Raw genomic sequence first — 274 nt, forward strand, 5'->3', positions numbered from 1 at the left:
CGATAGGTGTAGTTGACCTGATAGGAATCGCCCGCGCGCAAGGCGGCATGGATCGCGTCGATCGCCTGGTTGAATTGCGCCGCATCGACGCTCGCGCTCACGTTGGCCGTGCCCGCCACTGAGGGCTCAAGCGCGCCGCCATCGCGCGCCATGAGCCACGCGTCGACCTCGTCGCGCGAAAGTTTCTCGCAACGTTCGAACAATAAAAAACGCAGCGCGGCATCGCCACGCTGCGTTTTCATGAAGTGCCGGGAATTCCCGTCGAGAAGCAGAT

1 pseudogene is annotated in these 274 nt (G+C 62.0%); it reads right to left on the reverse strand.

Annotated elements, in window-relative coordinates:
• Positions 1 to 274: pseudogene (locus SB751_RS30345) on the reverse strand (chloride transporter); the annotation flags it as partial.

The sequence above is a fragment of the Cupriavidus sp. SIMBA_020 genome (assembly GCF_046535395.1).
GTDB classification, from domain to species: domain Bacteria; phylum Pseudomonadota; class Gammaproteobacteria; order Burkholderiales; family Burkholderiaceae; genus Cupriavidus; species Cupriavidus campinensis.